The sequence below is a fragment of the Micromonospora sp. NPDC049204 genome (assembly GCF_040647935.1).
Classification (GTDB): Bacteria; Actinomycetota; Actinomycetes; order Mycobacteriales; family Micromonosporaceae; genus Micromonospora.
The window spans coordinates 189,971-209,664 of sequence record NZ_JBEZDC010000009.1; the positions used below are offsets into that span (position 1 = coordinate 189,971).

Below are 19,694 nucleotides of genomic sequence, written 5' to 3' on the forward strand. Positions count from 1 at the left end.
GATGGCCGAGACCGTGACCCCCACGGTGGACGACACCCCGCCCCCGGCGAGCACCCGCCGCGAGCGCAGGGGCTGGTACATCTACGACTGGGCCAACTCCGCGTTCCAGACCACGGTGATCACCGTGTTCCTCGGTCCGTTCCTGACGACTGTCGCCGAGTTGGCCGCCGGCTGCGAGTTGGGCGCGGACACCTGCGACGGGTACGTGCACCCGCTGGGTATCCGGGTCGCGGCCGGGTCCTACTATCCGTACCTGATCTCGCTGTCGGTGTTCCTCACCGTGTTCGTGCTGCCGGTCATCGGGGCGATCGCCGACCGGTCGGCGCACAAGAAGCGGCTGCTCGGCGGGGCCGCGTTCACCGGTGCCGGCGCGACGATCCTGATGGCCTTCGTCACCGGCGACCGCTACCTGCTCGGCGGGGCGTTGTTCCTGATCGCGAACATCTCCTTCGGCGCGGCGGTCGTCGTGTACCACTCGTTCCTGCCGCAGCTCGGCGGCCCCGACGAACGCGACGGCATCTCCAGCCGCGGCTGGGCGATCGGCTATCTCGGCGGCGGTCTGCTGCTGGCGTTGAACCTCGTCGCGATCACCCTGCTCGACGAGGGGGACAACCCGCAACGCACCCTGGACCTGGCCCGCTGGTCGATCGTGTCCGCCGGGGTGTGGTGGGCGGTGTTCACGCTGGTGCCGCTGCGCTGGATGCGTGAGCACCCCAGCGCGGCGGCCCTGGCCGGCGGTGGTGGCAACGTGGTCACCGACGGGTTCCGGCAGCTCGGCCGCACCATGCGCGAGATCAAGGCGTACCCGTTGACGTTGTTCTTCCTGCTCGCGTTCCTGGTCTACAACGACGGCATCCAGACCGTCATCACCCTGGCCAGCCAGTACGGCACCGAGGAGTTGCGCCTGGAGCAGAGCACCCTGATCATCACGATCCTGCTGGTGCAGTTCCTCGCCTTCGGCGGCGCGCTGAGCCTGGGTGCGCTGGCCCGGCGCATCGGCGCGTGGAAGACCGTGCTGCTCAGCCTGGTGCTCTGGACCGGTGTGATCATCGCCGCGTTCCGGCTGCCCGCCGAGGCGCCGGTGCCGTTCATGATCCTCGGCGCGGGCATCGGCCTGGTCCTCGGCGGCAGCCAGGCGTTGAGCCGGTCACTGTTCAGCCAGCTCATCCCGGTCGGCAAGGAAGGCGAGTACTACGGCTTCTACGAGATCAGCGACAAGGGCACCAGCTGGCTCGGCCCGCTCGCCTTCGGTCTGGTGTTCCAACTCACCGCCTCCTACCGGGTGGGCCTGGTCTCACTGCTGATCTTCTTCGTGGTCGGCTTCCTGCTCCTGGCCGCCGTGCCGATCCGCCGTGCCATCGTCGCCGCCGGCAACACCCCGCCCCGGGTGCTCTGAGCACGCGTCCCGCGCGCGGCAGATCAGCCTCGGCCGATCGGCTAGGCTGCCCGACCGTGACAGACGACGCCGCCACCGCTCCGACCTGCCTGGCTCACCCGTTCCCCGGCCAGCCGCACGCACCGGCCGGGTGCGCGGCCGCGCGCGGGCTCGACGGGCGGCCGGTGCACGCCGCGGCGTTGAAGTTCTTCTGGGGGCCGATGGACTGCGGCAAGTCGACGATGGCGTTGCAGATGAACTACAACCACGCCCGGCAGGGTCGCCGGGGGCTGGTCACCACCCGCATCGACAGGTCGCTGGGCCCGCAGGTCACCACGCGCATCGGCCTGGCCCACGAGGCCATCGAGGTCACCGACGACCTGGACCTGCGGGCCCTGGTCCGCGGGCGGTGGGCCGACGGGGTACGCGTCGACTACCTGATCTGCGACGAGGCGTGCTTCTACACCGTGGAGCACGTCGAGCAGATGGCCGAGTTGGTCGACAGCTACGACGTGGACGTGTTTGCGTTCGGCCTGGCCACCGACTTCCGGTCCTGCCTGTTCCCCGCCGCGCAACGCCTGTTCGAGTTGGCCGACGAGGTGGCCCGCATCCAGGTCGAGGTGCTCTGCTGGTGCGGCCGGGAAGGACTGCTCAACGCCCGTGTCTTCGACGGGCGGGTGGTCCGCGAGGGCGCGCAGGTCGTCATCGGCGACACCGTCGACACCGCCGAGGTGCGCTACCAGGTGCTCTGCCGCCGGCACTACCGCAGCGGCGACCTCGGCCCCCGCGACTGACCCACCCGCCGGGCCGACACCCGGTCGGCCACGATCACCCCGACCGTGACCAGCAGCGCCGCGCTGGCGGCCACCGCGACCGGGGACCGCAGCGCGACCGCCGCCGGCGACAGGGCGAGCAGCAGCACCGCCGCCGCGAACCGGGCCACCGCCCCGGCGTCGCGCAGCACCAGCTGGTACGCGGCGTGCCCGGTCAGGAACAGCGCCGGACCGCCCAGCATGACCAGCGCGCCCGCCCAGCCGACAGGTTCACCGGGGGCGTGCAGCAGGCGCTCGTCGCCGACCGCGGTGACGACGATGCCGGCCACCATGACCGGGTGCAGATAGTTGAACACCAGTCGCGAGAGCCCACCGGCGCGCTCACCCGCACCCGCCAACACCGCCATCACGGCCTGTGCCCGGTCGAAATACACCCACCACAGGGCCACCGAGCCCGCGAAGGCGAGCAGGAACGCGGCGATCGTCACCCCGTCCAGCCGCTGCGTCAGCGTCCCCCCGGTGATCAGGATCGACTCCCCCAACGCGATGAGGATGAACGCCTGGCAACGTTCGGCCAGGTGCCCACCCTCCACCTCCCAGTGCTCCGGGGTGCTGCGCCCCAACCCGGGCACCGGAAACCCGGTCGCCAGCCCGATCGCGTCGACGGCGATCACCGCGATCCAGATCACCTCCCGGGCCGGGGTGTCGACCAGCCCGCCGATGACCGCGAGCGTGCCGGTGCCGGCGATCCAGACAACGCACTGGCGGAAGCTGTCGCCGAGCCAGGGCTGACCGCGGATGGCCCACAGGGCGAAGACCGTCCGCCCCACCTGCACCGCCGCGTACGCCCCGGCGAAGAGCAGCCCGTTGTCGCCGAACGCGCCGGGCAGCGCCGCCGCGAGCAGCAGGCTGCCCAGCGTCACCAGCAGAAGGACGGCTCGCACCGGTGCCCGATCCGGGCGCAGCCAATTGCCCGCCCACACGGTGTAGATCCAGACCAACCACACCAGACCCAGCAGGACCGCGGTCCGTCCAGCGCCCGACCAGTCGAGATCCCTGCTCAGGTAGTGCGACAACTGGGTGATGGTGAAGACGTAGACCAGGTCGAAGAACAACTCGGTGGAGGTGGTCCGCTCCACGCCACGACGCGGGCGTAGCAGATCCGGGTGCAGCGGATGGCCGTCCGATCCGGAGCGGGTCACCGCGCGCCTGCCCGCCGGATCGGGCCGGCGGCCTGCGCATTCCCGGCATCCACGACTACCGACGGTAGAGAAGACGATCGCACCGACGGGCGACAAGCCGGAAATCGACTCCACGCGCTGACCGGCCGCCCCCCGTGTTGGGGACGGCCGGTCGTGATGCGGGTGGTTCAGCCCACGCAGACCTGCTGCGCCCTGACGTTCCACGCCGCGGCGAACGCGACGATCTCCCGTCCGGTCGCCTCAGCGGTGTCCAGTGCCGGCTTGGGCAACAACGTCGCCACCGAGCCGGCCCCGGTGAGCCCGGTCAACACCGCGCCGACCCCCGCGGTCTGCGACCCCGCCGGGCAGGCCAGCGTCGTCACGGATTTCGGCGAGGCCGCGTTGAACGCGCTCGTCGCCTCCGTCAACGCCATCGCCGGCAGCGGGGTGCCGCAGAACGCCTGGGTCTGCAACGTGAAGTTGCCCGGCGCGCCGAACACGTACGCGGTGCTCGACACCGAGCCGAGCGCCGAGGTGTACGCCAGTTCGTCGATCGCCACCGCAGCGTTGGCGTTGTCGATCCGGTACCCGCCGCCGAAGGTCTTCTTGCCCGCCGGGCAGACGGCGGTGACGCCCACCTTGTCGAGGGCGTTGTTGACCGACGTGGTGGTGACCAGTTGCAGGCCGGCCACCGCCCCGGCCGGGGCGCAGACCGCGAACGCGTCCACCGACCAGGGTACGTTCGTGGCGTTGGCCTCCACCCCGAGCACGGTCACCGTGTGCAGGGTGGCGTCGGCGTAGACCCGGGTCATCAGGACGTCACCCTGACCGTCGTTGATCCGCCCGCCGGCACCGACGACCTGGTCCGCGCCGTTGCAGGAGATGGGCATGGTCTTGGCGTTCGTCGCGTCCAGGACGCTGGTGGCGGCGACCCGGTACAGGCCGACCGACGCCTGCGCCGGGGTTGTCGGTGCGAGCAGCGTCGTGGCCGCCGCCATGCCGGTCAGCACTGCCAGACCGGCCAGTTTCCGCTTCATCGGATGTTCCCTCCGCACTGCCTCGTCGACTGTCGACGACGGCGTTGCGATCAGACTCCGCACCCTCGTCAGGAGCGCGTCAGCACCGCGGACGGCCACGCCGTACTGACGCCACGATGACGGGCGGCTGCGACAGTGCCGGCGACGTCATCGCGGCGTCACCGGGCTCCGGACGGGGTCCACGAACGGGAGGTCCCATCATGCGTATCCGAGCGGCGGCGCTGGCCGCCCTCCTGGTCAGCGGCGCTCTGATCGGCGTCACCGGTGGCGCGGCGCACGCCGACCCGGACGTCAATCCGTGCGCCGCCACCGACGGCGACCCGATCATGGGCACCGACGGCGACGACATCCTGCACGGCAGCGGCGGACCCGACGAGATCTACGGGCTCGGCGGTGACGACATCATCTACGGCGGCGGTGGCGTCGACACGATCCACGGCGGTGGCGGCGACGACGTCCTGTTCGGTAACGACTGCGGGGACTTCATCGTCGGCGGGGCCGGCGACGATGTGCTGGCCGGCCTCTACGGCGACGACCACCTCTCCGGCGCCAACGGCGCGGACCTGCTGATCGGGGTGGCCGGCGTCACCGTCTGGGGCGTGGTCAGTGACGGCGACAGCCTCGACGGTGGGCCCGGGGAGGACACCTGCGCGGAGGACGACGAGACCAGCAGCGACATGGTCTTCTACTCGTACGTGGACACCAACGACGGCAACGAGAACCTCTACAACTGCTGACCAGCCGTCGCCCGCAGCACGCCCGGGTCCGGGGGCGGTGCGTCGATCGCGCGCATCGCCCCCACCCACCTGTCGAACGCCCGCCGAGCCTCTCCGTGCCGGCCGGCACCGACAAGCGTCGCGACCAGCGCGCGGTGCGCCCACTCGTCGTAGGAGTCGGCGTCGAGCAGCCGGACCAGAGTGGTGGCGGCCCGGTCGGCGTCACCGTCGCGCCGGTATCGGCGGGCCAGTTCACGCAGCGCCCGCAACCACACCGAGCGGGCCTCTTCCCGCAGCCCGTCGGCGCGGAGGGTCACCCGGAGGGCCGGTCACCCACGCTAACCATCCGGTGGCCCGTCGACGCTGGCGTTGTCCGAGAACCGACGCAGTGCCGCCGGGGATCAGGACGGCCCTCGGGCGGCGGACCGTGCCCGCGACCGGTCGGTCACGATGACGGCGACGGTCACCGCCAACGCCAGCGCGGCGCACACCGCGACGGGCAGTCCCAGCCGCACGCAGATCGGCACCAGCGCCAGCAGCACCAGCACGGCGGTGATCCGGCTGGTCGGTGGGCGTCGCCACAGCAACGCCTTGTAGGCGCCGTGCCCGGCGAGGAACAACGCCGGACCACCCAGGGTGAACAGCGCGGCGACAGTGGTGGCCGGCGCGCCGGGCTCCCGCAGCAACAGCTCGTCGCCCGCGGAGGCGACGATCACGCCGGCGACGATCACCGGGTGCAGGTAGTTGAACGCGACCCGGCTCAACGCCCCGGTGCGCTCGCCCGCCCCCGCGATCACCTCGGTCGCGGCCGGGGCCGACCGGGCGAAGTACACCCACCACAGCGCCACCGAACCGGCGAACGCCAGCAGGAACGCCCCGGACGTCACCAGGTCCACGTGTGAGGTGAGGGTGCTGCCGGTGACCAGGATCGACTCACCCAACGCGATCAGGACGAACGCCGCGCACCGTTCGGCGAGGTGCCCGCCCTCGACCATCCACCGTTCGGGGCGGCTGCGTCCCCGCCCCGGTAGCGGGTAACCGATCAGCAGGCCGACCACCTCGAGCACGATCACCGCCGCCCACAACGCCTCCCGGGCGACCCCGCTGGCCAGGCCGCCGAGCACCACGAGCACCGACGTCCCGGTGATCCACGGCAGCACCTGCTGGAATCCGGCGACCAGCCACGGGCTGCCCTGCACCGCCCACAACGCGAACAGGGTGCGGCCCACCTGTACGGCCACGTAGACCACCGCGAAGAGCAGGCCGGTCCCGGCGAACGCCTCCGGGATCGCCGCCGACAACGACAGGCTGCCCAACGCCACCCCGATCAGCACCGTGCGCACCGGTCCCTGATCCGGTTGCAACCAGTTGGTCAGCCAGGTGGTGTAGACCCAGACGAACCAGACGAGCGCCAGCAGCAGCGCCGTCCGCGCGGCGCCGCGCCAGTCCGGGTGGGCGATCAGGTAGTGCGACAACTGGGTGATGGTGAAGATGAAGACCAGGTCGAAGAAGAGTTCGGTGGACGTGGTCGGTTGCACCCCCGTGCGCGGGCGCAACAACTGCGGGCGTACCGGGGTGGAGGTCGGTGGCTCAGAAGGGGTCACCGCACACCCGCCAGTCCCCGCCCTCGCGGACCACCGGCAGGCGCCGTTCCTCGCTGAGCCCGCCGTCGCGGGTCACCTTCACCGTCACCGTGCCGTGCGGTCGTCCGCTGCGGGTGGCGACCGACACGTCGGTGATCTCGTAGTCGGTGACCATCGGCGGCGTCCGCACCCAACTGGTGAAGCCGATCGCGCTCCACCGGCTGCGCGCGTCCGCGCAGAGCCGCTCGTACGCCTGGTCGCTGTCGCCCAGGGCGACCTCGCTGAGAAAGTCGTCAGCGGTTTCCCGGATCGGGCCGGCGGCCTGGCGGACGGTCTGCAGGTTCCAGGCGGCCACCCCGGCCACGCCGACGCAGCACAGCGCCACACCGAACCCGGCGAACGCCAGCCCGGTGCGCATCGGGCGGTTGCGCCGGGCCGGTCGGCTCCACGGCTGGCCGGCACCCACGACTACCGACCGTAGAGAACGCCATCGCACTGAAGTGCGACAAGTCGGAAATCGGGCGTATCTGGGTCGGTGGGACTGCCCTGTTCGGAGCGGCCACGGATCGTCTACCGTCGGCGCACGTCCCCGAGCAGTGCCAGGAGTCGATCGATGAGCCGCTTCGTGCAGCCGGTGCCACCTCCCGTCGACCCGTACGCCGGTGACGGCCTGCTGCGCTCCTGGCTGGAGCGCCACCTGGGTCCGGACGGGCACGCCGCCGCGAAGGGACGCCTCGCCGACCTGGCCGCCGACGTCAGCGGGCCGCTACGCGCGGCGCACGCCGACGCGGAGGCGCACCCGCCGACCCTGGTCCGCTACGACCCGTGGGGTGCCCGGATCGACCGGATCGACACCTCCGCCGGCTGGCAGGCGCAGCGCGCCGCCGCCGCCCGACACGCCGTGGTCGCGCTGCCCTACCTGACCGACGCGCGCGGCACCTGGGGCGCCGCCGCGCGGGTCGTGCAACACGCCCTGCTACACCTGTACGGGCCGGAGTCGGCGACGTTCTCCTGCCCGGTGGCGATGGCCGACGGGGCGGCGGCGCTGCTGAGCATGCCCGACGTGGACGCCGGGGTGCGCGACGCGTGGCTGCCCCGATTGATCTCCACGGACCCGGCCACGGCGATCACCAGTGGGCAGTGGATGACCGAGTCGCAGGGCGGCTCCGACCTGGGCCGGTCGAGCACGATCGGCCGACCGGCGGCGGATGGGTCCTGGCGGCTGACCGGGGAGAAGTGGTTCTGCTCGGCCGCCGACGCGGCGATGGCGGTGGCGCTGGCCCGACCGGAGGACGCCGGACGCGGCAGTCGGGTGCTGGCACCGTTCCTGGTCCCCCGCTACGCGGCCGACTCGCCGTTGAGCATCGGCGGGGCGCCGGACGCGCCCGCATCGGGTGTCACCGTGCGCCGCCTCAAGGACAAGCTCGGCACCCGCGCGCTGCCCACCGCCGAGATCGGTCTGCACGACGCGTACGCGCTCCCGCTGGGCGACCCGGCGGTGCCCGGCCTGGTCCGGGCGATGACCCTGGTCGTGGTGACCCGGGTGCACAACGCCGCCGCGGCGGCCGGCGGGATGCGCCGCGGGCTGGACTACGCCCGCGCGTACGCCGACGTGCGGCACGTCGCCGGCGGGCCGTTGCTGTCCTCGCCGCTGCACCGGGCCACGCTGGGCACCCTCGCGGTCGACGCGGCGGGCGCGTTCGCCCTCGCCGGGCACGCGTTCGCCCTGCTGGGGCGGGTCGAGGTCGGCGCCGATCCGGAGGCCGTGGCGGAGCTGCGCATCGTGGCGCCGCTGGCGAAGCTGGCCACCGGCCGGCTGGCCGTCAGCTCCGCCAGCGAGTACGTGGAGAGTTTCGGCGGCGCCGGTTACGTGGAGGACACCGGCGTGCCCCGGCTGCTGCGCGACGCGCAGGTGCTGCCGATCTGGGAGGGCACCACAAACGTGCTGGCCCTGGACGTGCTGCGCGCGTTGACCAGGGAGGACGCCGGGACCCCGGTGCTGGGCCGGCTCGCCGCCGCGGTCGACCTGGCCCGACCGCTGTCGCCGACGCTTGCCGACACCCTGGCCGCCGCCGCCACGGGGCTGGGCGACACGATCACCTCGGTGACCGCCGATCCGGGCGCCGCCGCGGTGCAGGCCGGTGCCCGTGGTCTGGCGCTACGCCTGGCGTATGCGCTGACCACCGCGTTGCTCATCGAGCACGCCGCGTGGGGTGACGAGCAGGCCGAGCTGGCGGCCCGGCTGTGGGCGCGGCGCTGGCTGCGGCACGAGGAGATCGCTGAGGACGCCCACCACCACCTGGAGTTGCTCTGCTGACCGGCCGGAGCGAGCACACGGACGGGCACCCGTGTCGGTGCTGATCGAGCTGGGCGACGACCGGGGTGCGCCCCGAGACGACGACAGACCCCCGCCGACGGTGTCGCGGGGTCGGCGGGTGGCGCTGCTGGTGGTGGCGTGCGCCCTGCTCGGCGGGGCCGCCGAGCCCGCGTACCTGACACCTGAGCTGGGACCGGCGACGCCCGCCGGCGCGACCGTGCTCGGTGCGGGGCCGCTGCTTCTGGTCGTCGACCCCGGCCCGGACCCGCCGACGATGAGTGCCTACGACGCGGCCGCGCCACGTCGCCCGGCGCGGTGGCGGGTCGCGGTGCCGCCGGGCTCCGGGTGGTCCGCCGAAACAGTCGGTGACGTGGTGCTGGTCGCCGAACGCGACCAGGTACGCGGGACGCGAGTGACCACCGCCCGGTCGATCCGCACGGGCCAGGTGGTGTGGCGACGACCCGAGCGGGTGTACGCGGCCGGCGACGTGGCGGTCGCGGTGAGCGAGGTACGCAGTGCCTCCGAGCCGGGTCGCCGGATCGAGGGCGGCGTGCACGGGGTCGATCCGGCCACGGGCGTCAATCGTTGGTCGGTGCCGGTGCCCTCCACGGCCGTCCTGCGGGTGCTGCCCGACGTACCCGGGCGGTTGCTGCTGGTCCAGGACGACGGGCTGGCCCGGCTGCTCGACATCCGCGACGGCGCCGACCGGGGGCGGGGGCGACTTCCGCCGGCCGACTACGGCCCGGACAACCCGCAGGTCGTTGGCGCGCACCTGGTGCTGCGGCATCCGAGCGGCAGCGGAGGGTCGGCGCTGACCGGTTACGACCTGCCCGGGCTGACGCCGCGCTGGCAGGTGGCGGCCGAGCCGGGCGAGTTGACCCTGCGGCCCTGCCAGGGTCTGATCTGCGGGCAGGACGAGCAGGGCCGCTGGGCCATCGACGCGGGCACCGGCGCGCGGCGGTGGACGTGGCCGGGCGGGGCGCGTTGGCACACCGTCGCGGGCGCTCGGGTCGCCGGCGAGTCGTTGGTGCTGCTGGGCTTGGCCTCGGACGGCCGGCGCGTCCTGGTCGCGACGGTGGGCGCGGACGGTCACCGGGTGATCGCGGTGCTTCCGGCCGGGCTGAGCGGCTGCCGGCGGGTCGGCGCCCGGCTCATCTGCGGCGACGGCACCCGCGTGACGCTCTGGCCGCTCGGTGTCCCCTGACCCGACCGCGTCCGCGGGTCGGCGCTCAGCGCAGCGGGCCTCGGGCGACGGCGGCGCGCATCGTGCCCGGGTCGTCGACCGGGATGAACTCCAACCACCAGGTGGCGCCGGCTGCCGCGAGGTCACCGAGGTACGCCCGTTCGGCGCGTTCGTCGGATCGGCGTCGCCGGCCACCGATCGCCACGTCGAACGGTTGACCGTCGGCGCGGGTCGCGGGCAGGGCGCTGACCAGGTCGTGGACCTCGTCGGGGGTGAAGTCGGACCACCCGTCGGTGTCGGTGAGCTTGTACGGCACGATGCCGTCGGCGCGGGCCGCCCGGCGGCGCACCGCCCCGGCCTGGGTGCTGCCGCCGACCCAGACCGGCACCCGGGGCGACTGCACCGGCGGTGGTCGGAGCGCGACGCCGTCGGCGCGGTAGTGGGTGCCGTGGTGGTCGACCCGCTCGCCGCTGAGCAGCCCGGTCAGCAGGTCGAGGCCCTCGTCGAGCATCGCGGCGCGCACGGACACCTCGGTCTGCTCGCCGAACGCCGCCATCCCCCGGTCAGCGGGGTCGCCGACGCCGACCGCCACGGTGGCGCGGCCCGCGCTGAGGTGGTCGAGGGTGAGGACCTCCCGCGCCAGCTTCGCCGGGCGGCGTCGGGGCAGCGCGGTGACCGTGGTGCCCAGCCGCACCCGGTCGGTGCGGCCGGCGATCGCGGTGAGCACCAGCCACGGGTCGTAGGTGGACGGGTCGTCGCCGGAGTAGTAGATCAGGTAGTCCTCCAGGAACACGCCGTCCCAACCGGCGCGCTCGGCGAGCTCACCCAGCTCGACCAGGGTGGACACCGCGACGGCGGCGCCGCCGCAGGAGATTTCCAGACCGTGTCTCATCGGTCGACCGTAGGACGGGGGTACGACGTCAGCTGCGGCGGCGGGACCGGGCCGCCCACACCACGTAGGCCGGGTCGCGGTCGAGGTTGTGCCGGTCGCGGTCGTAGCGGCGGGTGGTGCGCGGGTCGGCGTGGCCCATCGCGTCCTGCACGTCCTCCAGCGGCACCCCCTCGGAGCGGGCGGTGGTGGCGAAGGCGTGCCGCAGTGAGTGCGGGGACAGCTTCGCCCAGGCCGGGATACCGGCGGCGCGGGCGAGGCGGCGGACCATCCGGAACACCGAGTGCCGGTCCAGCCGGGCGCCGCTGGCGGTGACCAGCAGCGGCCCGGTGAGCTGTGGCACGGGCACGCCGGTGGCGGCGGCCCGCTGGGCCAGGTAGGCGTCCACGGCGTACCCGCTGCCGGGGGTGAGGGCCCGGCGGCGCTGCTTGCCGCCCTTGCCGACGAAGCGCACGCTGCGGTGGCCGCGTTCGGTGCCGAGGTCGGTCAGGTCCAGCGAGATCAGCTCGCCGACCCGCAGGCCCAGGTCGGCGAGGAGCGCGATCGCCGCCCGGTTGCGCAGGGCGGTCGGGCCGGTGTCCGCGTCGGCGGCGGCGAGCAGGGCGTCCACCTCCTCCGGGCTGAGCCCGAGGGTGGCGGAGTGGTCGCGGTCGACGCGGGGCCGGTCCGCGCCGGAGACCGGGTTGGCCGGCACCGCGCCCAGCTTCACCAGGAAGTCGTACCAACTGGACAGCGCGGAGAGTCGTCGCGCTACGGTCGCCGGGGTCAGCGGTCGGCCGCTGCGGGCGGCGAGGGTGGACTCCAACGCCCGGGCGTAGTCGTTGACGTGCAGGAACGTGGCGCGCAGCGGGTCGAGGTCGCGGCCGGCGCACCAGGTGAGCCAGCCGGTGACGTCGCGTCGGTACGCGTCGCGGGTGTGCTCGGACAACCGCCGGTTACGCAGCCACGCCTCGGTGACCTCGACCGGTCCACTCGGCAGCGCGGGTGGCGCGGACGGGCGGGCCAGCACCGGAGCGTCGGAGAACACCATGTGAAAAAGGTTCTCAGCCTCGGGTGGGATCAGCGCGCAGGCGCGCCGATCCCACCCGACACCGTGCTCATGCGTTGATCTGCCGACGCCCGTCGCCGTTGGCGGTGATGGTCACGCGGCGGGGCTTGGCGCGCTCGGCGACCGGGATGCGCAACGTCAGCACCCCGTGCTCGTACCCGGCTTCCAGCTTGTCGCTGTCCAGGGTGTCGCCCAGGAACAGCTGCCGGGTGAAGGTGCCCATCGGGCGTTCGGCGGCGACCAGCTCGACGCCGTCGCCGCTGGGTCGGCGACGCTCGGCGCGGACGGTGAGCACGTTGCGCTCGACGGTGCAGTCGATGGTGTCCGGGTCGACGCCGGGCAGGTCGAACGCCGCGTAGAAGTGGTCGCCGTCGCGGTAGGCGTCCAGGTGCATCATCGCGGGACGGGCTGCCGTACCGAAGAACTGCTCGGCGAGCCGGTCGATCTCGCGGAACGGGTCGGTACGCATCAACATGGTCATGCCTCCTCGGTTCTCCTGGCCGAAGGTGATGAGTTGAGCCGGGTCGACTCAACTTCCTCTTCTTATTTAGCGCATCCCCCGACCGGACGTCAACCGCTCAGCGCAGCCGCTTCTCGAACCAGTGCTCGGCGTAGGGGTCCTGCGAGTACGCCGGGATCTCGACGTAGCCGTGCCGGGCGTACAGGGCGCGGGCCTCGACCAGGTCGGCGCGGGTGTCGAGCCGTATCACGTCCGTCCCGGCCGCCCGGGTCCGCTGCTCGACGGCGGTCAGCAGTGCGGCACCGCCACCGGCGCCGCGGTGCGCGGGGCGGACGAACACCCGGGTCAGCTCGGCCCAGCCCGCATGCCAGCGCAGCCCGGCGCAGCCGGCCAGGTCGGCGCCGTGGTGGGCGAGCACCAGCAACCCGCTCGGGTGGGCCAGGTCATCGCCGGGCATCTCGGCGAGCGCCTTGTCGACCTCGCCGGGCAGTGCCGGGCGGCGGTGGTGGCGCACCACCATCTCGGTCATGTACTCGCGCAGCAGCAGCACCGCGTCGGGTTGGTCGGGTCGGCTGACGCTCGTCGTCCAGGTCGGTCCGGTGGTGGTCACCAGTCGATCATCAGCGCCCGGTCAATCGTTTATCGAGGTGGTCAGCGGCGGCGTGCCGGCAGCAGGGCGATCAGGGGCACCGCCACGGCCAGGTGCGTCGCGCCGAGGGTCAGCTTGGCCCCGCCGGTGGCCTCGACGCCGAACAGGGGGACGAGGGACACCGCCGTGACCACCACGGCGAGGGAGATCCAGACCGGCCGGGCGACCTTTGGGGCGAACCGCTCCAGCAGGGCCAGCGCCGCCCAGCCGAGCAGGGCGGCGCCCAGGGCGACCACGACGATTTCCCCCGCCCCGATGTCGATGGCGGGTTGACCCGGGCTCTCCACCGTGAAGTCGACGCCGGCCAGCGCGCCGATCGCCCAGACGGCCAGGGCGGCCACCACGGCGGCGGCGACGCCGAGGGCGCGGCGGCGCAGAGTCGAGGTGGTGGGGGTCGTGACGGCGGTAGCGCTCATGACGGCTCCTCGTTCAGGGGAAACGAACGAGTACGACCGTAGCAGATAGTCTTGTTCGGAACTATCTCTCTCGGAACTAACAGGTGGAGCGGCCACCCGGCGCGTACGGGGAGGTGGTGGCCAGCGGGCCGCTCACCAACGCCAGCAGGGCGCGCAGAAACGCCTCCCGGTCCTGCTCGGGCAGGGTCGCGAGCAGGTCGTCCTGAATGCGCCGGACCACCTGCTGCGCCCGTTGCAGGACCTGCTCCCCCGCCGGGGTCACCACGACCAGCCGGGCTCGCCGATCCGTCGGCGCCGGTCGGCGCTCGGCCAGCCCGGTCCGCTCCAACTGGTCGAGCGTGACGACCATCGTGGTCTTGTCCACGCCACACCGCTCGCCGATCTCGCGCTGGGTCAGCTCGCCGGTGCGGGCCTGCGCCAGCACGTAGTGCGCCCGCGGCGAGATACCCAACTCGGCCAGCCCCGCGGCATGCTCGGTCTGCAACGCGTGACTCGCCCAGGAGAGCAGGAACAACAGGTCCGGTGGGCCGTCGGCGGGCGTGCAGGAGGTCATGCGCCGAGGCTAGCAAGATGCTCCGCGACCAGACGGTTTGCGCCGTGGACGATCAGGGCCGCTGGTAGATGCCGTGCTCCCGGGTGAGCAACTGCTCGTCAATCAGATACCGACGTAGCGTGGCGTGGTCCGACCCGCCCGCCGCGCACCACGCCTTGAGCACCTCGTCGACGGCCCGCTCCGGATAGCGGGTGCCCGGCTCGAACGACCGCTCGGCGATGTGCGTGAGCAGGACGCGCCGCCGTTTCGGCTGCGCCGGCAGGCCCACCAGGACGTCTCCGCGTAGGAAGGTGCGCAGCACCGGATCGGCGGCCGGGTCGGTGTCGTCGGCCGGGCGGCTGTCGCGGGCGGCCGCCCGCAGCGACGCCTCGTCGGCCGCGAGCGCGCCGTCCGCGCCGGCGACAAGGCCCGCGTCGGTGAGCCGACGAACCCCGGTGAGCACGACCCGCACCGGCAGGCCGGTGCGCTCGGCGACCTGCGCCGCGCTGGTCGCCCCCAGCACGATCGCCGCGAAGATCCGTCGTCGTCCGTCGTCGGCCAGCGTCCCGGCCAGAGCATGCGCAGTCACGCCGGTCACCCTCGCATCAGCGGTACGCGCACCGCCAGGCGTTTTCCGGCCGATCGGATGGCCGAAGGCGATGATCGGCTATTTCCATGTGCGACGGGCACCCTCCCACGCCTAGGAAGAAGGCATGACCAACGAGCGGACCGTTCCCCTGCTGCCGTGCGCATCCATCGACGACATCGAGAACTTCTACGGAGTTCTCGGTTTCCGCACGACGTACAAGCAACGCAAGCCCAACGCGTGTGTGGGGGTGCAGCGCGAAGACCTGCATCTGCAGTTCTTCGAGATCACCGGATTCGACCCGGAGCAGTCCTATGGCTCCTGCCTCGTCATCACCGCCGACATCGAGGGACTACACCGGGCATTCGCGGCCGGCATGCGCGCCGCGTACGGCAAGGTACTGGTGTCCGGAACGCCGCGGATGACCCGACCCAGGGCGCGGAAGAACGCCGACGGGTTGGGCGGATTCAGCGTCATCGACCCGGGCGGCAACTGGATCCGCGTCTTCCGGGACGCCGCCACCGCGCCCCTGCCGGCCGCCACGACTGCCGGGCGGCTGGCCAAGGCCCTGGCGAATGCTGTCGTACAGGCCGACTCCAGGGGAAGCGTGGGACAGGCCGTTCGGATCCTCGACAGCGCGTTGGCCCGCCCGCAGGCCGACGACGACCCGGTCGAGCAGGTAGAGGTCCTGGTCTACCGCGCCGAACTCGCACTGGTGCTGCACGATCCATCGACCGCGACCGAGATGCTGGCCCGCGCCCAGTCCGTCACGCTCACCGAAGACGAATCCGAACGGGCGGCACCGGCGTTCGACAACGCCACCGAACTCGCAGCAGCACTGCGGTGACTCACCATGCGAACGCCAGCCGGCCGACGGCTCCCGCCGGGCGGCTCAGTCGGCCGCGGGCTGCTCGGCGACGAGCAGCACCCGGCGCAGCAGGTCGGCGAGGTGTCGCCGCTCGGTCGTCGTGAGCGCGCCGAGCAACCGGTGCTCCTCCGCGCCCTGGATCTCCATCGCCCCGCGCCACGCCGCCCGCCCCGCGTCGGTGAGTTCCACGTCCACCCGCCGACGGTCGACCGTGGACGGGATGCGGCGCACGAAGCCGCGCCGCAGCAGGACGTCCACCCGCGCGGTGATCGAGGCGGGAGCCATCGCGAGATCCGTGGCGAGGTCCGAGGGCGCCGCCCGGCCCCGGCGGCCGGCCAGGGCCTGCAGGGTGTCGTACTCATGGACCGACAGGTCGAAATCGGCCAGGACCCGCTCCTTCACCGAACGCAGGTGCCGGGTCAGCTTGATCATCCTGGTCACCGCGCCCTCGACGTCGGCGTCGAGGTGCGGCACCACCGGCAGCCACCGCTCGATGTGGCTGTCGACGGTGTCGGGAGTCGTGGTCACGGCCCCAGTTTACCTCAACGTCGAAATATTTGTTGTCGAAAGGTTCGATCTCGAAGTATGTTGCCGGTATGACCCACCCGCTGCGTACCCGCTCGTTCCGGTTGCTGTTCCTGGGCCGGACCGTCTCCGCCGTCGGCGACGCGGTGGTGCCCGCCGCGCTGGCCCTGGCCGTGCTGCGGGCCACCGGCTCCACCGGCGCGCTGGCCGTCGTCCTGGCCGCGGCGATGGTCCCCCGGCTGCTGCTGTTGCCACTCGGTGGTGTCGTCGCCGACCGGTTCGACGCCCGACGGGTCGCGTTGCTGGCCGACCTGGTCCGCTGCGCCACCCAGCTCGCGGTCGGCGTGGAGCTACTCGGGGGTGATCCGTCACTGACCACAGTCGTCATCGCGTCCGCCCTCGGCGGCACCGCGTCGGCGTTCGCGATACCGACCGCGTCTCCGCTGGTCGCCGGCACCGTCGAACCGGCCAGCCGGCAGCGGGCCAACGCCCTGATGGGGATCACCGCCAACGCCAGTCGCCTCGCCGGCCCGGCGCTGGCCGGCGCGCTGGTCTGGGCCGCCGGCCCCGGCTGGGCGTTCATCCTCGACGGCGCGTCGTTCGCGCTCAGCGCGGCACTGCTCGCGCTGGTGCGGATCCGCCACGTGCCGGTGCCCCACCGGTCCGTACTCGCCGACCTGCGCCACGGCTTCGGGGAGGTCCGCGCCCGGGACTGGTTCTGGACCAGTCTGCTCGGGCACGGCGTGTGGAACGGCGCCGCCGCCGTACTGATGACCCTCGGGCCGGCCGTCGCCATCGACCGCCTCGGCGGCGAGACGACCTGGGTGCTGCTGTTGCAGGCCGGCGCGATCGGCATGCTCACCGGCTCACTGCTGGCCGGGCGGGTCCGCCTACGGCGACCGGTGTTGCTGGCCAACCTCGCGTTGGCCAGCTACGCCGCGCCGCTGATCCTGCTCGCCGTCGCCGCGCCCGCCCCGGCGGTGATCGCCACGTACGCCGTGGCGCTGAGCGCCCTCGGCTACTTCAACCCGGTCTGGGAGACCGTCGTGCAGCACCACTTCCCGCCGGAGGTCCTGGCCCGCGTCACCTCCTACGACTGGCTGGTGTCGCTGGGCGCCATGCCGCTGGGGTACGCGCTGGCGCCGCTGGCCGCCGACGCGTTCGGCGCACCCGTCCCGCTGGCCGTCGCCGGCTTGCTGGTCCTCGTCTCCTGCGCGGGCACCGCACTCGTCCCCGGCGTACGCCGACTCACCTGGCCGACCACCCCGCAACCGCGAGCGGCCGGACCCGCCGGCGTTCGGTGAGCCAGACCGTGCGCGCCCACGAAGAAGGCTCTCGCCCAGCGCCGGGAGCCTGCGAGCGGGGTGGTCGGTCAGCCGGCGTCGCGGGTCATCGCGACGCGAAAACGCTGCATTAATCGCGCGCTCTGCGACGCCGGTATGGCTAGCCTCACCCAGAGGCTGGTCGGGAAACGGCACATCCATGAGTCGGAGGATTCTCGATGTCAGGCGCAGCGACCGGCGGCGACTCGCTGCGTCCCACCCAACTGCTTCGCCGCAGTCGGCCCTTTCGCAATCTCTTCTCGGCCCGGCTCGTCTCGTACGCCGGCGACTCGCTCAGCCTCGTCGCGCTCATGTTGCACGTCAGCGAGACGACGGGGAAGGCGCTGGCCGTCTCCCTCCTGCTGCTTGTCGGAGACCTCGCGCCCTCGATGTTGGGTCCCTTCAGCGGCGCGCTCGTCGACCGGCTCAACCTCCGCCGGCTGATGGTCGTCTGCGAACTCGTCCAGGCCGCGGTCCTGCTGGTGATCGTGGTGACGCTGCCCCCGCTGCCGGTGCTGCTGGCCCTCGTCGCGATCCGCGCCACCGCCTCGCAGATCTTCCAACCGGCGTCGCGGGCGGCGGTGCCCGCACTGGTCGCCGACCGTGACCTGGAGACCGCCAACTCCACAGTCGGGTTCGGCGCGAACGCGGCGGAGGCGGCCGGCCCGCTCCTCGCCGCGGCCCTGTTCCCGCTGGTCGGAGTGCGTGGGCTGCTGCTCGCCGACGCGGTGACGTTCCTCGTCTCAGCCGTCCTGCTCGCGACTCTCCCGTCGCTTCCGGCGGTGACCCCCGAGGGGCGCCAGCCGTCGCTCCTGCGCCAGGCCAGATCGGGAATCGGCTATCTGCTGAGCGTTCCGACGGTGCGGGTGATCTTCCTGGGCTTCACCGCGGTGGTCGCCTTCAACGGGGTCGACGACGTGGCACTGCTGGTGTTGGCCCGGGACACGTTCGAGGTGGGCAACTCCGCGTTCGGGTTGCTGCTGGGCGCGGTCGGCATCGGACTCGTCGCCGGGTACGCCGTGTTGTCCCGGTGGGGCACCCGGGCGTCGATGGCGCTGCTGCTGATCGTGGGCTTCGGGGTCAGCAGTCTCGGGAACCTGCTCACCGGGCTCGCCTGGGCCGTCGCCGCCGCGATCGCGCTCCAGGGGGTCCGGGGGCTCGGACTGGCGGCCATGGACGTCGCCTCCAGCACGCTGCTGCAACGGACGGTCCCCGCGGGCATGCTCGGCCGGGTCTTCGGCAACCTGTACGGCGCGATCGGGGTCGCCGCCGCGGCGTCCTACCTGGCCGGTGGCCTGCTGCTGGACCTCACGTCCGCTCCGGTGACCCTGGTGATCGCGGGTGTCGGCGGCCTGGTGGCCACCGGCATCGTCGCCCTGCGACTGCCACGGGCGATGCGACGCAATGATGGTGCGACGCCGACGACGCGGAGTTCCGGCGCTCCGGAATGAGGGGCCTCGGCCGCTCGACTGGCGCAGAGCGGGGCGCACCGGCCATCGCCGGTACGCCCCGCCGCGAGGGGGTCGGTGTGTCAGCTCGCGGGCCCGATGTTCATCACGTACTGGCCCTCCATGTTTCCGGGCGGCGAGAAGTTGGCCACGATGAAGGTCTCCCACCACTTCGTGCCCTGGCCGGCGACCCGCCCCACACCCAGCTTGGTGGTGGTCTTCCACACCAGTGCGGTGAAGTGCCCGATCGGCTTCGTGGGGTCGATGGGTTCGCCCGTGGCGAAGTTGTAGTTGCTGTTCTCGGCGTACCAATTCTCCACCGCGGCAGTTCCCGAACCCGCCGTGGGGCCGGTCGAGGCGCCCGCCCACGACGCGTTCTCACCGGTGTCCGGTCGCAGGCCCTCGTGGGTGAGCTTGGTGCTCTCGGCCATGAAGGACGCCCTCGACTTCGAATACTCCACGAGTTCCGGGTCGAGGGTGAGCAGCGACGATCCGTGCCGTGCCCGCAGTTGGTTGACCTTGGTCAGCACCTCCTGCAGGAACTCGTCGTTGGTTCGATCAGCGAATCCAGCTCGCATGATGTGACACCCTTCTGCTGAAGACGAACGGCGGAAGATCTACCCCCATGGCGGGCGGCTCGGCCCCGGAGGGCTCACACAGCGGGCCGGACAGCCATCGGCAGCCTTCCATCCGCCAACGCGAAAAGACCGTCACTTAAAGTGACGCATCAATGACAGAGACGCTAACACTGGACTCGCCGATGAGTCGGCGAGGAGAGGTTGGGGC

At 72.5% G+C, this 19,694-nt stretch carries 22 protein-coding genes; 8 read left to right on the top strand and 14 right to left on the bottom strand.

From position 1 onward, the window contains the following. The first annotated feature begins 1 nt into the window (after position 1). Together AB0A90_RS19255 and AB0A90_RS19260 are read left to right on the top strand one after the other, a co-directional pair. The gene (locus AB0A90_RS19255) at positions 2-1,396 is read left to right on the top strand and encodes an MFS transporter (protein ID WP_357249311.1); all 1,395 of its coding nucleotides are present in this window, start codon (positions 2-4) and stop codon (positions 1,394-1,396) included. A gap of 164 nt (positions 1,397-1,560) precedes the next feature. Next, complete coding sequence (locus tag AB0A90_RS19260) at positions 1,561-2,169, top strand: thymidine kinase (RefSeq protein ID WP_357249671.1); 609 nt, start codon at positions 1,561-1,563, stop codon at positions 2,167-2,169. Here AB0A90_RS19260 and AB0A90_RS19265 read toward each other — a convergent pair. Beyond that, positions 2,136-3,350: a low temperature requirement protein A gene (locus tag AB0A90_RS19265; RefSeq protein ID WP_357249314.1), complete on the bottom strand. Its 1,215-nt coding sequence runs from the start codon at positions 3,348-3,350 to the stop codon at positions 2,136-2,138. The two genes, AB0A90_RS19260 and AB0A90_RS19265, sit on opposite strands and share 34 nt — an antisense overlap. A gap of 167 nt (positions 3,351-3,517) precedes the next feature. Then, the gene (locus tag AB0A90_RS19270; protein WP_357249317.1) at positions 3,518-4,366 is read right to left on the bottom strand and encodes a hypothetical protein; all 849 of its coding nucleotides are present in this window, start codon (positions 4,364-4,366) and stop codon (positions 3,518-3,520) included. A 200-nt stretch (positions 4,367-4,566) separates the two neighbouring features. Between AB0A90_RS19270 and AB0A90_RS19275 the strand changes: the two genes are divergently transcribed. Continuing rightward, positions 4,567-5,103, top strand: coding sequence for a hypothetical protein (locus tag AB0A90_RS19275; RefSeq protein WP_357249320.1), 537 nt, complete (start codon positions 4,567-4,569; stop codon positions 5,101-5,103). On the opposite strand, the gene AB0A90_RS19280 is transcribed toward AB0A90_RS19275, so the two are convergent. The 3 genes from AB0A90_RS19280 to AB0A90_RS19290 form a co-directional block, all read right to left on the bottom strand. After that, on the bottom strand, positions 5,091-5,399 hold the full coding sequence (locus tag AB0A90_RS19280) for a bacterial transcriptional activator domain-containing protein (RefSeq protein ID WP_357249323.1): 309 nt from the start codon (positions 5,397-5,399) through the stop codon (positions 5,091-5,093). The genes AB0A90_RS19275 and AB0A90_RS19280 overlap by 13 nt on opposite strands. Before the next feature lie 84 nt (positions 5,400-5,483). Continuing rightward, complete coding sequence (locus AB0A90_RS19285; protein WP_357249326.1) at positions 5,484-6,686, bottom strand: low temperature requirement protein A; 1,203 nt, start codon at positions 6,684-6,686, stop codon at positions 5,484-5,486. Next, on the bottom strand, positions 6,673-7,131 hold the full coding sequence (locus AB0A90_RS19290; RefSeq protein ID WP_357249328.1) for a hypothetical protein: 459 nt from the start codon (positions 7,129-7,131) through the stop codon (positions 6,673-6,675). Before AB0A90_RS19290 ends, AB0A90_RS19285 begins: the two co-directional genes overlap by 14 nt. Positions 7,132-7,278: 147 nt before the next feature. On the opposite strand from AB0A90_RS19290, the gene AB0A90_RS19295 reads away from it, so the two are divergent. Together AB0A90_RS19295 and AB0A90_RS19300 are read left to right on the top strand one after the other, a co-directional pair. Next, complete coding sequence (locus tag AB0A90_RS19295) at positions 7,279-8,982, top strand: acyl-CoA dehydrogenase family protein (protein ID WP_357249331.1); 1,704 nt, start codon at positions 7,279-7,281, stop codon at positions 8,980-8,982. Positions 8,983-9,013: 31 nt separating this feature from the next. After that, entirely contained in the window at positions 9,014-10,186 is a 1,173-nt protein-coding gene (locus AB0A90_RS19300; RefSeq protein WP_357249334.1) for a hypothetical protein, read from the top strand. Positions 10,187-10,211: 25 nt separating this feature from the next. On the opposite strand, the gene AB0A90_RS19305 is transcribed toward AB0A90_RS19300, so the two are convergent. From AB0A90_RS19305 to AB0A90_RS19335, 7 genes are all read right to left on the bottom strand, one after another. Then, positions 10,212-11,057, bottom strand: a complete 846-nt coding sequence (locus AB0A90_RS19305) for an LLM class flavin-dependent oxidoreductase (protein ID WP_357249337.1) — start codon at positions 11,055-11,057, stop codon at positions 10,212-10,214. Between the two features lie 28 nt (positions 11,058-11,085). Beyond that, positions 11,086-12,084 carry a tyrosine-type recombinase/integrase gene (locus AB0A90_RS19310; RefSeq protein WP_357249340.1) on the bottom strand — a complete coding sequence of 333 codons (999 nt, stop codon included), beginning with the start codon at positions 12,082-12,084 and terminating at the stop codon, positions 11,086-11,088. A 67-nt stretch (positions 12,085-12,151) separates the two neighbouring features. Continuing rightward, a complete protein-coding gene (locus AB0A90_RS19315) occupies positions 12,152-12,577 on the bottom strand; it encodes an Hsp20/alpha crystallin family protein (RefSeq protein ID WP_357249343.1) in 426 nt (141 codons plus the stop codon). A gap of 103 nt (positions 12,578-12,680) precedes the next feature. After that, on the bottom strand, positions 12,681-13,172 hold the full coding sequence (locus tag AB0A90_RS19320) for a GNAT family N-acetyltransferase (protein WP_357249346.1): 492 nt from the start codon (positions 13,170-13,172) through the stop codon (positions 12,681-12,683). Between the two features lie 41 nt (positions 13,173-13,213). Next, entirely contained in the window at positions 13,214-13,627 is a 414-nt protein-coding gene (locus AB0A90_RS19325) for a DUF6069 family protein (protein ID WP_357249350.1), read from the bottom strand. A gap of 76 nt (positions 13,628-13,703) precedes the next feature. After that, entirely contained in the window at positions 13,704-14,180 is a 477-nt protein-coding gene (locus AB0A90_RS19330) for a MarR family transcriptional regulator (RefSeq protein WP_357249353.1), read from the bottom strand. A 52-nt stretch (positions 14,181-14,232) separates the two neighbouring features. Then, complete coding sequence (locus AB0A90_RS19335) at positions 14,233-14,748, bottom strand: DUF2087 domain-containing protein (protein ID WP_357249356.1); 516 nt, start codon at positions 14,746-14,748, stop codon at positions 14,233-14,235. Between the two features lie 124 nt (positions 14,749-14,872). On the opposite strand from AB0A90_RS19335, the gene AB0A90_RS19340 reads away from it, so the two are divergent. Continuing rightward, positions 14,873-15,592, top strand: a complete 720-nt coding sequence (locus tag AB0A90_RS19340) for a VOC family protein (protein WP_357249359.1) — start codon at positions 14,873-14,875, stop codon at positions 15,590-15,592. A gap of 45 nt (positions 15,593-15,637) precedes the next feature. Here the strand turns inward: AB0A90_RS19340 and AB0A90_RS19345 are convergent, their stop codons facing one another. Next, positions 15,638-16,141 carry a MarR family transcriptional regulator gene (locus AB0A90_RS19345; RefSeq protein WP_357249363.1) on the bottom strand — a complete coding sequence of 168 codons (504 nt, stop codon included), beginning with the start codon at positions 16,139-16,141 and terminating at the stop codon, positions 15,638-15,640. A gap of 68 nt (positions 16,142-16,209) precedes the next feature. Between AB0A90_RS19345 and AB0A90_RS19350 the strand changes: the two genes are divergently transcribed. Together AB0A90_RS19350 and AB0A90_RS19355 are read left to right on the top strand one after the other, a co-directional pair. Then, a complete protein-coding gene (locus AB0A90_RS19350; protein WP_357249366.1) occupies positions 16,210-17,442 on the top strand; it encodes an MFS transporter in 1,233 nt (410 codons plus the stop codon). A 197-nt stretch (positions 17,443-17,639) separates the two neighbouring features. Further along, entirely contained in the window at positions 17,640-18,911 is a 1,272-nt protein-coding gene (locus AB0A90_RS19355) for an MFS transporter (protein WP_357249368.1), read from the top strand. A gap of 80 nt (positions 18,912-18,991) precedes the next feature. Here the strand turns inward: AB0A90_RS19355 and AB0A90_RS19360 are convergent, their stop codons facing one another. Further along, positions 18,992-19,486, bottom strand: coding sequence for a CAP family protein (locus AB0A90_RS19360; protein WP_357249371.1), 495 nt, complete (start codon positions 19,484-19,486; stop codon positions 18,992-18,994). Positions 19,487-19,694: the final 208 nt, after the last annotated feature.

Coding starts and splice junctions, on each gene's coding strand:
- AB0A90_RS19295 (WP_357249331.1), top strand. CDS start 7,279: ATGAGCCGCTTCGTGCAGCCGGTGCCACCTCCCGTCGACCCGTACGCC.
- AB0A90_RS19330 (WP_357249353.1), bottom strand. CDS start 14,180: ATGACCTCCTGCACGCCCGCCGACGGCCCACCGGACCTGTTGTTCCTG.
- AB0A90_RS19325 (WP_357249350.1), bottom strand. CDS start 13,627: ATGAGCGCTACCGCCGTCACGACCCCCACCACCTCGACTCTGCGCCGC.
- AB0A90_RS19360 (WP_357249371.1), bottom strand. CDS start 19,486: ATGCGAGCTGGATTCGCTGATCGAACCAACGACGAGTTCCTGCAGGAG.
- AB0A90_RS19310 (WP_357249340.1), bottom strand. CDS start 12,084: ATGGTGTTCTCCGACGCTCCGGTGCTGGCCCGCCCGTCCGCGCCACCC.
- AB0A90_RS19315 (WP_357249343.1), bottom strand. CDS start 12,577: ATGTTGATGCGTACCGACCCGTTCCGCGAGATCGACCGGCTCGCCGAG.
- AB0A90_RS19350 (WP_357249366.1), top strand. CDS start 16,210: ATGACCCACCCGCTGCGTACCCGCTCGTTCCGGTTGCTGTTCCTGGGC.
- AB0A90_RS19270 (WP_357249317.1), bottom strand. CDS start 4,366: ATGAAGCGGAAACTGGCCGGTCTGGCAGTGCTGACCGGCATGGCGGCG.
- AB0A90_RS19340 (WP_357249359.1), top strand. CDS start 14,873: ATGACCAACGAGCGGACCGTTCCCCTGCTGCCGTGCGCATCCATCGAC.
- AB0A90_RS19255 (WP_357249311.1), top strand. CDS start 2: ATGGCCGAGACCGTGACCCCCACGGTGGACGACACCCCGCCCCCGGCG.
- AB0A90_RS19305 (WP_357249337.1), bottom strand. CDS start 11,057: ATGAGACACGGTCTGGAAATCTCCTGCGGCGGCGCCGCCGTCGCGGTG.
- AB0A90_RS19275 (WP_357249320.1), top strand. CDS start 4,567: ATGCGTATCCGAGCGGCGGCGCTGGCCGCCCTCCTGGTCAGCGGCGCT.
- AB0A90_RS19355 (WP_357249368.1), top strand. CDS start 17,640: ATGTCAGGCGCAGCGACCGGCGGCGACTCGCTGCGTCCCACCCAACTG.